The following is a 13,377-nucleotide window of genomic DNA, read 5'->3' as shown; positions in this document are numbered from 1 at the left end:
TAGTATAAATTATTCAATCATTTTAAGTTGGTGAATAACATTGGTGATTCCTCTGTGAAAAGAAATTTGATTCTTTTTAAAATAAAAAATATTATAAGATTCAAATTCAATTTTCTTTCCTTTTGGTTCCATTCCCATAAATTTATCTTTATCATGAATTCCAGAAAACTTAAAAAGTGCAAAAGCTTTATCTCTTTCTGAAATGATTTCTTCTGATTTTACCATTAAATTTGAAAAACAATTTTGCAGAACATCCATCATTGATTTCATGTTTTCTACATTATTTATATCCAATTCATCCAAAACCATATGACTTTCCATGTCTTTTGTAAATAAAATATCATAATAATCTAAATTGTTATTATTGAAAATTTCCTTTACCATTATTTCGATTATTTCTTTCTTAGAAGACATGACTATTTTAGCATTTCTAATTGTTGGACAATATTTGTAATACTTTTATGAAAAGTGATTAAACCTCTTTCAAAATAAAAAATATCATAAGAATCAAATGTAAATTTCTTTCCTTTTGGTTCCATTCCCATAAATTTTTCTCCATCATGAATTGCGGATATTTTTAATAATGCAAATACATTATTTCCACTTTCAATTAATTCTTCTATTTCAAATTCTACATGTGAAAAACACTCATGAAACAACATGTTTAATTGCCTTAAACCATCAACATCATTTATATCTAATTCTTCCAAGGTTTGATGACTTTTCATGTCTTTTCTGAATAAAGTATCATAATATTCTACTCTATTTTTCATGAAAACTTCATAAACAAGTGTCTCAACAATTTGCTTTTTTTTAGAAGTCATAATTAAATTGAATTTAGAAAAACATTTTACTTCAGTAAATCTAAATGACGAATCATATTTGAAATTCCCCAATGTCCTGAAATCAAATTTCCTTCAAAATAAAAAACATTAAAAGATTCAAATCGAAAGCTATTTCCTTTCGGTTCCATTCCCATAAAAATATCTTTATCATGGATTCCTGTCACTTCTAAAACAACACAAACTTTATTTTTTTCAGAGAAAATTTCTTTGATTTCTGCATGAAAATTGGAAAAACAACTTTGAAACAAATTGTTAATAGATTTTAATTCATCTATCCCATTTTCTTCAAAATGTCCAGCAATTGTTCCCATACTTTTCATATTTTTAGTGAAAAGTGTATCGAAAACTTCAAAATTGTAACCATTAAATAATTCTCTCACTAAAGTTTTGATAACTTCTTGTTTTTTGCAAACCATAGAAAAGATGATTTATAGAAATTATTAACTTCCTTTTAAAATTCTTTATGAAAAAGAAAATTACTACAAGTTATTGATACTTTGTGAAATAAGGTAATTTGTGAATTTTATTTAACAGAAATTTATCGCAAAACTTAAATATTTGTTATGGTTTTATAGCAATTTTTATGTGTTATTATTTTTATAGTCATTTTTCAAATAGATTAAGATTGCAATCCAAAGAATCATATTTGCATAAAACATTAAATCTTTCGGAAGTTGAAAAAGAAAAACACTTCCAATAGTGAGATAGGAAATAATTACCCAAAGAAGTTTTACAAAATCCAATAATTTTTTTTGTTTTTTCTTAGTAAAATGTAAAAAATAAGAAGAGATGATTCCTAAAACTCCAATAGGAATTATGTAGGAATTTTGAAATTTAATTTTAAAAAAAACACCAATTCCAAGAAGTAAAAAAGAGAAAATGATAAATAAAAAATAGCGCGTTTTTCGTAAAGTTCCTTTCCAAAGTAAAAGTAAAATACCATAAATTTCAAAAAGCCATAAACCGCCATGCATAACTTTTAAAAACATTGAATTGTTTAAAAATAAAGACAAAATCCCTCCAAAAACAGCGATTATTATTCCTACATATAAAGGAAAGTTAAGTAAGTTCTTATTCATTTTTTAATGCTAAAACTAAAGTATTTGTGTTTTCTACTTTTTCAAAAATAGAAATTTGAAATCCATTTTCTTCCAAAAGTTTTTGAATATTTTCTAATTCATTTTGAATAGTATTTTCTAAAGAAGCATTGAAAATAATAAATCCATTTTTTGAAATATTTTTCATCACATTTTTCCAAAAATCTTTTTTGTAAAATTTTTCTGGAACATTTGAATCAATAAATAAATCGATGATAATTCCGTCAAAAATTAGCTTTTTTTCTACAAAATGAAAAGCATCTTCACAAAGAATTTCAAGATTTTCATTTTCATGAATTCCAAATTCGGATTTTGCAATTTCAATAATTTTCGGATCAATATCTAAAGTTGTAATCTTTTTTTTAAAATGAAAATCATTTCTTAAAGTTTGAATTACACTTCCTCCACCCATTCCCAGAATTAATATAGAATTATAATTTTTTAAAGAAATTTTTTCCAATCCAAAATGTAAAATTTTCTGAAGAGAACCATAAGAATAATTTGCATTTTTCGTATTTAAATACTTCTTACCGTTATACCAAGTAATTTCAAGATTTCCACTAAATTCAGAAGGAATTTTTTTAGTTAAAGGAAACACATAACTAAAATATTTTTTCAAATTTTCATTCATTTTATCCTCTACGATTTCTGAAAAAACGTTTTAATAAATCTGCGCATTCTTCTTCTAAAATTCCATTAACAACTTCCGTTTTCGGATGTAAAGTTGTATTTAAAGCTTTAAAACCACGCTTTGGTTCACTTGCTCCATAGACAATTTTTCCAATTTGTGTCCAATAACTTGCTCCAGCACACATCTGACAAGGCTCTAAAGTCACATAAAGCGTGCATTCTTTTAAAAATTTTCCACCCAAATAATTTGCAGCAGCCGTAAAAACTTGCATTTCTGCATGTGCAGTTACATCTCCTAAAGTTTCCGTTAAATTATGAGCTTTTGCAATAATTTGATTTTGCATAACTATCACAGCTCCAACTGGAACTTCCCCTTTATCAAAAGCAATTTCGGCTTCATTTAAAGCCTTTTTCATAAAATAGATATCGTCAAATGGTTGTATCATGAAGTTGATTTTTATGTTTTACAAAATTACGCAGGATAATTTTTATTTGAACAAAACTAAAATACGTAATTTTGCAAAGTGGAAAGAAGGATATTAGAACATATAAAGGAACCAAAAGATATTCGAAATTTTTCTGTTGAAGAATTAACTCAATTAGCAACAGAATTACGTGAATTTATCATCGAAATAGTAGCTTCAAAAGAAGGACATCTTGGAGCAAGTTTGGGAGTTGTAGAATTGACAATTGCTTTGCATTATTGTTTTAAAACTCCAGAAGATTTACTTGTTTGGGATGTTGGTCATCAAGCTTATGGTCATAAAATTTTAACTGGAAGAAAAGAACAATTTCATACAAATCGACAATTTGGAGGAATTGCTGGTTTTCCAAAAATTGCAGAAAGTATTTATGATGCTTTTGGTGTTGGACATTCTTCAACTTCCATTTCTGCAATTCTCGGAATGGCTTTAGCTTCAAAATTAAAAGGAGAAACTGAAAAACATCATATTGCTGTTATTGGAGATGCATCAATTGTTTCTGGAATGTCTTTGGAAGCTTTAAATCATTTAGGAGAAACAAATGCGAATGTTCTTGTAGTTTTAAATGATAATTCCATTGGAATTGATCCAAGTGTTGGAGCTTTAAAACATCATTTTGAAAATATTTCTTCCATCGAAAATTCCGCAAATTCCGTTTTTGAAAGTTTTAATATTCCATATTTCGGAGTTGTGGATGGACATGATATTTCTACTTTACTAGAAGAGTTAGAAGAAATTAAAAAGATTAAAGGACCAAAAATTTTACATGTAAAAACAGTAAAAGGAAAAGGTTTAAGACAAGCAGAAGCGAATCAAGTAAAATATCATGCGCCAGGAAAATTTGATAGTAAAACAGGTGATTTGTTTCCTAAAAAAATAGAAGCTTCACCAATAAAATATCAAGAAGTTTTTGGAAAGACAATTTTAGAATTAGCAAAGAAAAATGCAAAAATTGTTGCAATAACCCCAGCAATGCCAACAGGTTCTTCATTGACGTATATGATGGAAGAGTTTCCTGAAAGAGCAATTGATGTAGGAATTTCAGAAGAACATGCAGTTACTTTAGCTGCTGGTTTTGCAACACAAGGAATGATTCCTTATTGTGTAATTTATTCCACTTTTTTACAAAGAAGTTATGATCAAATTATTCATGATGTTGCTTTACAAAATTTACCAGTTATTTTTTGTATAGATAGAGCTGGTTTGGTGGGTGAAGATGGCCCAACCCATCATGGAGTTTTCGATATAGCTTATTTACGTTTAATTCCAAACATGACAATTTTCGCTCCTATGGATGAAATTGCTTTGCGAAATATGTTATTTACTTCGCAATTAGGAATTGAAAGCCCTTTAGCCATTCGTTACCCTAGAGGATTAGGAGAACATATTCATTGGGAAAAACCATTTGAGAAAATTGAAATTGGAAAGGGAAGGTGTTTACAAGAAGGTTCTGAAATAGCTGTTTTAACTATCGGAAATATGGGAAATTCTATCAAACGAATTTCAAAGAAGCTTCCAAAAGGAAAAGTAGCGCATTATGACATGCAATTTGTTAAACCATTAGATAAAAAATTACTTCATGAAATTTTTCAAAAGTTTGGTACAATTATTACTATAGAAGATGGAACAATTGTAGGAGGTTTTGGAAGTGCAATCCTAGAATTCATGAATGAAAATTCATATCAAAATAAAAAATGTTTGCGATTAGGAATTCCAGATGAATTTGTAACGCATGGAAAAATAAATGATTTGCAAAAGGTTTGTGGAATTGATGATGATTCTATTCTACAAAGAATTTTGGAAGTTTTATAGGTCGAAAATCGTTATTTGAAGTAAAATTTAAATAACGATTTTTTTATTTATTAAAAGCAAGATAGGACAAGTTTCAGAGAGAAGTCTGACATAATTTTGTATTGTAATTATTTTAATCCAAAAAAGAATACAAATGAACAAATTTGATTATGTCAAAAAAGTCAATGTAGTTGTAAATTATATTGAAGATCATTTGGGTGAACATTTGAGTCTTGAAACACTTGCGGAAAAATCAAATCTTTCTAAATATCATTTTCATCGAATTTTAAAAGCTGTGTTAGATGAAAACTTGGGTGAATTTATCACAAGATTACGTGTTGAAAAAGCAGCAAATTTACTTCGTTATTCTTCAAAACCGATTTCGGAAATTGCTTATGAAGTTGGATTTGAAACTCCTTCAAGTTTGACAAAAAGATTTAAAAAATTCTATGGTTTTAATCCAAAAGAATTTCGTGAAAATAAAAATTTGACTATTCAGAAAAAGTCTATTAAAACGAAAAAAACATATGAAGCTTCTGTAAATATTATTGAAATTAAACCAAAAAAAGTAGCTTTTATTCGTTTACAAAGTTCTTTAAATGAAATGGATTTTAGTGGAACAAGAGCGAAATTGAGAGCTATTTTGGAAAAAAATAATGTTGATTTATCAACAGAAGAAAGAATAGGAATTTACTATGATGATCCGAATGTTACAGAAGCAAAAAATTGTAGATACGATGTTGCTTTTACATTACAAAATGAGATTAAAAAGTCTGATGATTTTGAAATTGAAACAATAAAAGGAGGAAAATATGCTGTTTTTTTACATTATGGTCCTTTGCAAGAATTAGAAAATTTTCATGATTATCTTTATGAACATTGGCTTTTAGAAACGGATTATGAACTTCGAAATACGCCAACTTTTGAAGTTTATTTAAAAGATCCAAGATTTGTTAGAGAAGAAGAATTAGTAACCGAAATTTATATTCCAATCGCATAAAAATGAAATTAAAAATTAAAGCTTTTGAAGGTCAACATTGTGAAACAACAGCAACAGGAACTTTATTAAATCAATTAGGAATTGAACTTTCCGAACCAATGTTATTTGGACTTGGAGAAGGATTTGCTTATGGTTTTATGAGTTTTAAAGGAATGAATTTTCCATTTATTGGAGGGAGAATTCGAAGTGATTTTATCACAAAAAATTTATGTAAAAACTTAGATTTACATTTAGAAATTAAAGAAACAACTTCAATAAAAAAAGCGTGGAAAAATGTAGAAACAGCTTTAAATGAAGGAAAAGTAGTTGGTTTAAAATTGGATTGTTATCATTTAGATTATTTTACGAGAAAGATTCATTTTGCAGCGCATTATGCAGCGATTTATGGATTTGACGAAAAAGATGCTTTTTTAGTAGATACGAAAAGGCAAGGAGGAAGTTCTGTGAAAACTTCTTTAAAAAACTTGGAATTGGCAAGAAATGAAAGAGGACCTTTATCATCGAGAAATTTAAGTTATACAATTGAAAAAAAAGGAAAAATTCCAGAGGTAAAAACTATCATTAATGAGGCAGTTTTAAGAAATATAAAAGAATATTTAAATCCGCCAATTCGCAATTTTGGATATAAAGGAATTTTTAAAACTAGTGAAGAAGTAAAAAAATGGTTTGAAAGAACAAAAACAATAGAATCTGATTTTGAAACTTCTGCATCTATCATGGAAAATGGAGGAACAGGAGGTTCATTATTTCGAAATATTTATCGTGATTTTTTAAAAGAAGCTTATGAAATTACAGGAAATAAAGCATATTTAGAAGCTTCTAAATCTTTTGTGGAAATTGCAATTTTATGGAAAGAAATTTCAGAATTATTTTTAAAAATAGCTAAAACAAAAGAGAAAAAATATGTAGAAAAAGCTTCAGAATTATTTCTAGAAATTGGAGAGAAAGAGCAACAAACAATGGAAAAATTATTCCTAGATTTGTCGAAGAAATAATTGACAAATGCAGGAAACATTTACATTTTCAGAAGATAAAAAGGAGATTATCGATTTGATTGAAAATACAGATAAAAACTTATTTATTACAGGAAAAGCAGGAACTGGAAAATCAACTTTATTAAAACATATTTGTGAAAGAAATAAAGATATTGTTGTGCTTGCTCCGACAGGAATTGCTGCGATCAATGTAAATGGAGATACGATTCATTCGTTTTTTCGATTAAAACCAGGATATGAATTAGATGAAGCAAAAAATGTTCGAATAAATCGATTTTTGATTGAAAAATTAAGAGCTGTTGAAACAATTTTGATTGATGAAATTTCAATGGTTCGTGCAGATATTTTAGATGCAATTGATATTTTATTGCGAAAAGCTAAAAAGACACAAGTGGATTTTGGAGGTGTTCGAATGTTGTTTTTTGGTGATTTATTTCAGCTTCCACCTGTTGTGAATGAAGATACGGAAAGTGATTATTTTCAAAAATATAAAACGCCTTATTTCTTTTCTGCACATGTTTTTCAACAAAAGGATTTGTTTACACCTGCATTTGATTTAAAAATTAAAGAACTAAATAAAGTTTTTCGTCAATCAGATATTGATTTTATTGAAGTTTTAAATAAAATTCGATTGGGTGAAATTTCTGATTCTGATTTAAATTTTATGAATCAAAGAGTTGAAAAAGATTTTCAGCCAAACCAAAATCAACCGTATATTCATTTAGTTTCTACCAATCAGATTGCAACGACAATTAACAATAAAAAATTAAATGCGCTTCCAGAAAAATTAATTCAATTTAAAGCGATAAAACATGGAGAAATAGGAAGTTTACAACCGAACAATCCAATAATTCATGTGAAAATTGGCGCGCAAGTGATGTTTATTCAAAATGATGTAAAAAAACGTTGGGTAAATGGAACGATTGGAATTATAACAAAACATGAGATTGTTTTTGATAAAGAATCCGAAGAATATTTAGATGTAATTTTTGTGAAATTAGAGAATGGGAAAGAAGTTGAAGTTCGACCTTTTACTTGGGAAATTTCAAAATATGCTTTTGAAAATGGAAGATTTCAGCGAATTAATTTAGGATATTATACACAAATTCCTTTGAAATTGGCTTGGGCAGTTACGATTCATAAAAGTCAAGGAAAAAGTTTTCAAAATGCTATAATTGATTTGGGAAATGGAAGTTTTGCACACGGACAAACTTATGTTGCTTTGAGTCGATGTAGAAGTTTTGGAGGTTTGGTTTTAAAACAAGAAATACAAAGATCTGATATTATTGTTGATGAAAAAGTACAAGCTTTTTTACAACGAAAATAATATCAGATTTAAAGTGTTTTTATGTTAATTCACCACGAAGTGATAATTCAAAATATTTTCTAAATTCTTCAAAAGAAAGATTTTCTCCAAGAAGATACATCAGTTTTACAATTGCAGATTCTGTTGTGATATCTTTTCCGTTAATAACGCCAATTTTTTGTAATTCTTGACTTGTTTCATAATGTCCAAGAATGACACTCCCACCAGCACATTGTGTAACATCTACAATGCGAATATTTTTATCAATTGCTTCTTTTAAAAGATTTACGAACCAAGATTTTGTTGGAGCATTTCCAGAACCATAAGTTTCTAAAACGACACCTTTCAGGTTTGGAATATTTAAAATTGCTTTCACAGTTGTTTCCGTAATTCCTGGGAAAATTTTTAGAATTACAACATCATTAATCATGTTTTTTCTAACAACTAAATTCTCTTCTAAATTTCCTTTTCCAAGAAGTAAATGTTCATTGAATTTTAATTTAACACCACTTTCGGCAAGCGGAGGAAAATTCATAGAAGTAAATGCTTCAAATTGATCCGCATTTATTTTTGTTGTTCTATTTGCACGATAAAGTTTGTATTCAAAATAAAGACAAACTTCTTGAATTATTGGATTTCCATCTTCATTTTGAGAAGCAGCAATATGAATAGAAGTAATTAAATTTTCTTTTGCATCCGTTCTTAAATCTCCAATTGGAAGTTGCGAACCTGTAAAAATTACTGGTTTTTGAAGATTTTCAAACATAAAACTAATTGCAGAAGAAGTATATGCCATTGTATCAGAACCAGTAAGCACAACAAAACCATCATATTTTTGATAATTCTGTTCGATAATTTCCGTGATTTGATTCCAATATGGAATATTCATATTAGAAGAATCAATTGGTTTTTCGAAAGAAATGGTTTCTATATCACAACCTAATTGATGAAGTTCGGGGATTCTTTCCAGAATTTTTTCAAAGTTGAAAGGTCTCAAAGCTCCAGTTTGATAATCTTTAATCATACCAATTGTACCTCCTGTGTACAGTAATAAAATTTTTGGATTATTTGCCATTTTAAATTGAAATATAGATTGTAATTATTTGTCTCAAATATACTTAGAAAAAGAAGAATTATGGAAAGGATTTTTAGAATTAAAATTGGAAAGTTTGTAAAAAATTATGATTCAATATTTTAATATAAAAAGATGAATGGTTAATTTAATGTTTTAATTTTAAGGTCAAGTGATTATGAAAGAGTTTATGCATTATAATACCGTTTCAGAAGCAATTGCTGAATTACAAAAAGAAGGATTTACAATTGATTTTAATTTAAAAGAAAATTGCTTGATTTGTGAGCATTCTAAATATGATTTGGAAGATTATGAAATTGCTGGAATATATCGTTATGAAGGAAATACAGATCCGTCAGATGAAGTTGCTGTTTTTGCGATTCAAGAACGAAATGGAACAAAAAAAGGAATTTTAGTAAACGGATATGGTTTTTCAAATGTTTCGGAAATTTCGGAAATTTTACGAAGATTAAAGTATATGGAATAAAAAATAAAAACTTCTTATTTTAAATATATATGATAAAGTCTGTGTTTATTAACATAGACTTTTTTATTAATTAAAAAAAATAACATTTTTTTTGTTATAAATATAAAAAATGTAATTTTGTATTTGTTATGAATAGAAAAAATATAGTTGCTCTATGTTTCTTTATGACATGGTGTTTTTTGTCATATAGTCAAACTAATAAAAATGAATATTCTTACTCAAATTTTGGAAAAAGAGAACAGGTTATTCAACAAATAGAAAAAGTAATTAAACAAAAAAAAGATGAAGTTTATTCTGATAAATATAAGAAAGATAAAGTAGAAATTTATGACAATATGCTCGTGTCATTAAAAGGAAATTTTAATGATAGTGTTTATGTTTTCAATAAAATTTTAAATGATAAATTGACATCTATTTTTGAGAAAATTGTTGCTTCCAATCCACAAATTATTCAGCAAAGTCATTATACTTTAATAGATAAAAATATTATACCAAATGCATCGTCTTATGGAAACGGACTATTTACAGTAAATTTGGGGTTGTTTTTCCTTTTAGAAAGTGATGCAGAATTAGCTTTTGTGTTATCACATGAATATGCACATCAAGAATTGAAACATAGTAAAGCTAAAATAGATTCTATGATGTCTGCTTTTAATTCAGAAGATTTAAAGAATAATACGAAACGAATTAAAAAAATGAAATATGGAAAAGGAACTGCTGCGAGAGCTTTCTTAAAAAAAATGAATTTCGCGTTTAAGAAAAATTCAAGGAAAAATGAATTAGAAGCAGATTCTTTAGGATTTCAATTTTATAAAAAGACAGGGTTTGATGTAAATGCATCGGTTTCAGCTCTTGAAAAATTAGGAAAATTAGAAGAATTAGTTTTTAAAGAAGAAGTAAATTGGAAATCGTTGTTTAATGTAAATGGATATAAATTTGATTTTACATTATTAGAGGAAGAGGAAATGATGTTTGATTTGGATGCGAAAACTAATGATTATGAAATAAATAAAGATTCGATTCGGTCACATCCTCATATAAAGGAAAGAGTTGAAAAAATAAAAGAAAAAGAGATAACAATTGCAAGTGAAGAAACAAATAATGAATATAAAGAATTAAGTAGAATTGCTAAAAAACTTTGTGTAAAAACGTCAATAGATCATGCAAAACTTGATATCGCATTTTATTTGATTTCATCTGAAATTGCAAAAGGAAATGAAGAATATTACGAAGATTTAGGTAGCTTACTAAAGAAGCTTTATTTTATTAAAAAAAATCGATTGATAGGAAAAGAAATTCCACATCCGAATGATAGATGGAATGAAGAAAACTTGAATTCAATTAGAAAGTTTATGCACAACATTAGTCTTTATCAATTAAAGAAACTTTCTAAAGCCTTTTTAACTTACCATATTGAAGAAAAAAATAGAAAAGAATTAGAATCTTATTACACTTTTTATAAACAATTATAATTTACAAAATGAAAAAATTATTGCTTTTAATTGTATTGATGTTTTCAGTACTAACTAGTTTTGGACAAACTAAAACAATCGAAGGTGTTTCCGAATATAAACTTATAAAATCTGGAACTTTAGATGATAAAAATAATGAAGTTGATGGATTTTACTTCTTTTATAAAGTTGACAATTTAAAAAAAGGAAAAGCAGAATATGTTATTGTTCTTTTAGATAAAAATTTAAATGAAGTTGCAAGGAAAAAATATATAGATGATAAGAAAATTTCTTTAGTTGATGCAGCTTATAATGGAGATCAAATTTCCTTAATCTTTATAAATTATAAACAAAAAGTTATTAAAACTGTAGGATATAATAGAAAAGGAGAATTATTAGAACCTTATGAATTTGAAGTTTCTGAGAAAGATTTGAAATTTATAAGTGGAATGGGAAAGAGATTTGGATTAAATCAAATTATTCAAATTTATCCTATTGATAATAAAGGATATATTATAAGTTATATGACACTTATTAAAAAAATGAAATATAGAATGCATTATATTTCAACAAGTGGAGGAAAGAATTGGATGTTTGGAGAATATAAAAAAGATAAATTACATAGAAGTATGCAAGTTTATGGTTATAATGATAAAGTAATCGTATTTGCTGAAATTAATAGAAAATCTTTAATGTCTAAAAAAACTTCACATCATTTAAAAGTTGTAAACATAGACAATGGTAAAGTAATTTTTGAAAAAGAATTTAATAAAGATTCCAAAAACGTAGAAGATTTAATAATGATGACAAATGCATCATTTACAGATGAACATATTATTTTGATGGGGGAATATTATCCTGATTATAAGAGTACGAAGAAACTTAAAAGTGATGGATTATTTTTACAAAAATATACATATGCAGGAGAAAAAATTAGTGATGAAAGAATAAGTTGGAAAGATGAAATATTTAGTAAATTTCAAGAATTAAATAATGAAAAGGGAAAAAACTTTATCTTTTTCCATAACATTATAAAAGTTGATGAAGGATATATTGGAATTGGAGAACAATATAGAAAAAGAGCGAGTGCAGGAGGAATTGCCGCATTTGCCTTAGGTGGTGGAAGTTCAGCAGATATTAGTAATTTGGTAATTACAGATGCTTTCTTTTTTAAATTTTCTGAAAACTTTGAATTAGTTGATATTGTAAAATTCGATAAAGGAAAATCAAAAGTTCCTAATATTGCAGGATTAAGTTCTCCACAAATTGGAGCTTTAGTAGCAAAAGCAAGAGGAGATTTTGACTATGTAAATACACAAAAAGATAGTAAGAATAACAGATTATATTCTACTTTTATTGATTATGAAAGATTAAAAGGAGAAAAAAATAAATATTCTTATAAAACTATTATTTATCAAGATGGAGAATTTAAAGAATCTAAATTTTATTTGTCAAATAAGAATAAATCAATCAAAGCATATCCAGCAAAACTTGGTCATGTGATGATTTATGAATATGATAAGAAAACAAAAAAATCAACGCTTCACTTAGAAAAAGTGGAAGTGGAATAAATTTTAATCCATATTTTATAAAAAAGCCTGTGTTTTAGACACGGGCTTTTTTATTTCTTAAAAAAAAGAGTTTCTATAAGTTTTTTAATGCTTCGATTTAATATATTTAAAGAATATTAAATAATATCTCTTTTAAAAGTAATATTTTTACATTTAAGAAAAGATATATAAGAACAAAGTATGCAAACACTTTCTATTGATATAAATTATGATTACACACTTATAGGAATCCATACTATCGAAGAAGATTATCGATTGGCATATTTAATTAATCAAAAAATCAATACAAGTCTTGAAAAATCTAAAAATAACTTAGAATTCACGAATAAGAAATCTAGTTTTTGTATTTTTGAATTCCGAGATGAACACAATTTTACGGATTACTTTTTAATTGCAAATAAATCTGAAAATGAAGAGGTTTCTAAGAATTCAGAAACTTTATTTGAAGAGATAAGTGAAAGTATAAATACAGCTGTTTATTTAATACCTGAAAAAAAGAAGGTAGATTTTTTTTTGAAAATAGATCGAGATTTGAAAGAGCAAGATGTAAATGTTCTTGTCAATAAAATTAATGAGATAGAACAAGTAATGACCTCTTACTCGATAAATCCTCAATCTTTAAAATCAAAAGACTTTTTAATTTTTTAACT

Annotated in this window: 15 protein-coding genes; 8 read left to right on the top strand and 7 right to left on the bottom strand. The window is 26.7% G+C overall.

All coding sequences use genetic code 11. The annotated features are described in order from the left end of the window. Positions 1-9: 9 nt before the first annotated feature. The 6 genes from I1A51_RS03955 to I1A51_RS03930 all read right to left on the bottom strand — a co-directional run bounded on the left by I1A51_RS03955 (position 10) and on the right by I1A51_RS03930 (position 3,018). On the bottom strand, positions 10-414 hold the full coding sequence (locus tag I1A51_RS03955; RefSeq protein ID WP_196891307.1) for an ester cyclase: 405 nt from the start codon (positions 412-414) through the stop codon (positions 10-12). 2 nt (positions 415-416) lie between these two features. Then, the gene (locus I1A51_RS03950) at positions 417-824 is read right to left on the bottom strand and encodes an ester cyclase (RefSeq protein WP_196891305.1); all 408 of its coding nucleotides are present in this window, start codon (positions 822-824) and stop codon (positions 417-419) included. A 26-nt stretch (positions 825-850) separates the two neighbouring features. Beyond that, positions 851-1,261 carry an ester cyclase gene (locus I1A51_RS03945; RefSeq protein ID WP_196891303.1) on the bottom strand — a complete coding sequence of 137 codons (411 nt, stop codon included), beginning with the start codon at positions 1,259-1,261 and terminating at the stop codon, positions 851-853. Between the two features lie 165 nt (positions 1,262-1,426). Further along, positions 1,427-1,924 carry a hypothetical protein gene (locus I1A51_RS03940; RefSeq protein WP_196891301.1) on the bottom strand — a complete coding sequence of 166 codons (498 nt, stop codon included), beginning with the start codon at positions 1,922-1,924 and terminating at the stop codon, positions 1,427-1,429. Beyond that, complete coding sequence (locus I1A51_RS03935; RefSeq protein ID WP_231373960.1) at positions 1,917-2,573, bottom strand: spermidine synthase; 657 nt, start codon at positions 2,571-2,573, stop codon at positions 1,917-1,919. Before I1A51_RS03935 ends, I1A51_RS03940 begins: the two co-directional genes overlap by 8 nt. Before the next feature lies 1 nt (position 2,574). Then, complete coding sequence (locus tag I1A51_RS03930) at positions 2,575-3,018, bottom strand: nucleoside deaminase (RefSeq protein WP_196891299.1); 444 nt, start codon at positions 3,016-3,018, stop codon at positions 2,575-2,577. Positions 3,019-3,096: 78 nt separating this feature from the next. On the opposite strand from I1A51_RS03930, the gene I1A51_RS03925 reads away from it, so the two are divergent. From I1A51_RS03925 to I1A51_RS03910, 4 genes are all read left to right on the top strand, one after another. Next, complete coding sequence (locus tag I1A51_RS03925) at positions 3,097-4,866, top strand: 1-deoxy-D-xylulose-5-phosphate synthase (RefSeq protein ID WP_196891298.1); 1,770 nt, start codon at positions 3,097-3,099, stop codon at positions 4,864-4,866. A 133-nt stretch (positions 4,867-4,999) separates the two neighbouring features. Continuing rightward, a complete protein-coding gene (locus I1A51_RS03920) occupies positions 5,000-5,845 on the top strand; it encodes an AraC family transcriptional regulator (RefSeq protein WP_196891296.1) in 846 nt (281 codons plus the stop codon). Between the two features lie 2 nt (positions 5,846-5,847). Continuing rightward, positions 5,848-6,840 (top strand): BtrH N-terminal domain-containing protein, encoded by a 993-nt coding sequence (locus I1A51_RS03915; RefSeq protein ID WP_196891294.1) that lies wholly within the window; start codon positions 5,848-5,850, stop codon positions 6,838-6,840. Positions 6,841-6,847: 7 nt separating this feature from the next. Beyond that, positions 6,848-8,167: an ATP-dependent DNA helicase gene (locus I1A51_RS03910; RefSeq protein ID WP_196891292.1), complete on the top strand. Its 1,320-nt coding sequence runs from the start codon at positions 6,848-6,850 to the stop codon at positions 8,165-8,167. A 19-nt stretch (positions 8,168-8,186) separates the two neighbouring features. Here the strand turns inward: I1A51_RS03910 and I1A51_RS03905 are convergent, their stop codons facing one another. After that, a complete protein-coding gene (locus I1A51_RS03905; RefSeq protein ID WP_196891290.1) occupies positions 8,187-9,221 on the bottom strand; it encodes an asparaginase in 1,035 nt (344 codons plus the stop codon). Positions 9,222-9,396: 175 nt separating this feature from the next. Here I1A51_RS03905 and I1A51_RS03900 point away from each other — a divergent pair, with 175 nt between their 5' ends. The 4 genes from I1A51_RS03900 (at position 9,397) to I1A51_RS03885 (ending at position 13,375) form a co-directional block, all read left to right on the top strand. Continuing rightward, positions 9,397-9,705 carry a hypothetical protein gene (locus I1A51_RS03900; RefSeq protein ID WP_196891289.1) on the top strand — a complete coding sequence of 103 codons (309 nt, stop codon included), beginning with the start codon at positions 9,397-9,399 and terminating at the stop codon, positions 9,703-9,705. A gap of 128 nt (positions 9,706-9,833) precedes the next feature. Then, positions 9,834-11,177 (top strand): M48 family metallopeptidase, encoded by a 1,344-nt coding sequence (locus tag I1A51_RS03895; protein ID WP_196891287.1) that lies wholly within the window; start codon positions 9,834-9,836, stop codon positions 11,175-11,177. Between the two features lie 8 nt (positions 11,178-11,185). Then, on the top strand, positions 11,186-12,727 hold the full coding sequence (locus tag I1A51_RS03890) for a DUF6770 family protein (RefSeq protein ID WP_196891285.1): 1,542 nt from the start codon (positions 11,186-11,188) through the stop codon (positions 12,725-12,727). 180 nt (positions 12,728-12,907) lie between these two features. After that, positions 12,908-13,375, top strand: coding sequence for an IPExxxVDY family protein (locus tag I1A51_RS03885; protein WP_196891284.1), 468 nt, complete (start codon positions 12,908-12,910; stop codon positions 13,373-13,375). The last annotated feature ends 2 nt before the right edge of the window (positions 13,376-13,377 follow it).

The organism is Aureivirga marina (genome assembly GCF_015767265.1).
Taxonomy (GTDB): domain Bacteria; phylum Bacteroidota; class Bacteroidia; order Flavobacteriales; family Flavobacteriaceae; genus Aureivirga; species Aureivirga marina.
This window is presented reverse-complemented; position numbering and strand designations above follow the sequence as displayed.

Bases quoted from the DNA above. Each gene is read 5' to 3' on its own strand.
- I1A51_RS03950 (WP_196891305.1), bottom strand. From the start codon at position 824: ATGACTTCTAAAAAAAAGCAAATTGTTGAGACACTTGTTTATGAAGTT.
- I1A51_RS03915 (WP_196891294.1), top strand. From the start codon at position 5,848: ATGAAATTAAAAATTAAAGCTTTTGAAGGTCAACATTGTGAAACAACA.
- I1A51_RS03955 (WP_196891307.1), bottom strand. From the start codon at position 414: ATGTCTTCTAAGAAAGAAATAATCGAAATAATGGTAAAGGAAATTTTC.
- I1A51_RS03935 (WP_231373960.1), bottom strand. From the start codon at position 2,573: ATGAATGAAAATTTGAAAAAATATTTTAGTTATGTGTTTCCTTTAACT.
- I1A51_RS03920 (WP_196891296.1), top strand. From the start codon at position 5,000: ATGAACAAATTTGATTATGTCAAAAAAGTCAATGTAGTTGTAAATTAT.
- I1A51_RS03940 (WP_196891301.1), bottom strand. From the start codon at position 1,924: ATGAATAAGAACTTACTTAACTTTCCTTTATATGTAGGAATAATAATC.
- I1A51_RS03895 (WP_196891287.1), top strand. From the start codon at position 9,834: ATGAATAGAAAAAATATAGTTGCTCTATGTTTCTTTATGACATGGTGT.
- I1A51_RS03910 (WP_196891292.1), top strand. From the start codon at position 6,848: ATGCAGGAAACATTTACATTTTCAGAAGATAAAAAGGAGATTATCGAT.
- I1A51_RS03930 (WP_196891299.1), bottom strand. From the start codon at position 3,018: ATGATACAACCATTTGACGATATCTATTTTATGAAAAAGGCTTTAAAT.
- I1A51_RS03905 (WP_196891290.1), bottom strand. From the start codon at position 9,221: ATGGCAAATAATCCAAAAATTTTATTACTGTACACAGGAGGTACAATT.
- I1A51_RS03945 (WP_196891303.1), bottom strand. From the start codon at position 1,261: ATGGTTTGCAAAAAACAAGAAGTTATCAAAACTTTAGTGAGAGAATTA.
- I1A51_RS03900 (WP_196891289.1), top strand. From the start codon at position 9,397: ATGAAAGAGTTTATGCATTATAATACCGTTTCAGAAGCAATTGCTGAA.
- I1A51_RS03890 (WP_196891285.1), top strand. From the start codon at position 11,186: ATGAAAAAATTATTGCTTTTAATTGTATTGATGTTTTCAGTACTAACT.
- I1A51_RS03885 (WP_196891284.1), top strand. From the start codon at position 12,908: ATGCAAACACTTTCTATTGATATAAATTATGATTACACACTTATAGGA.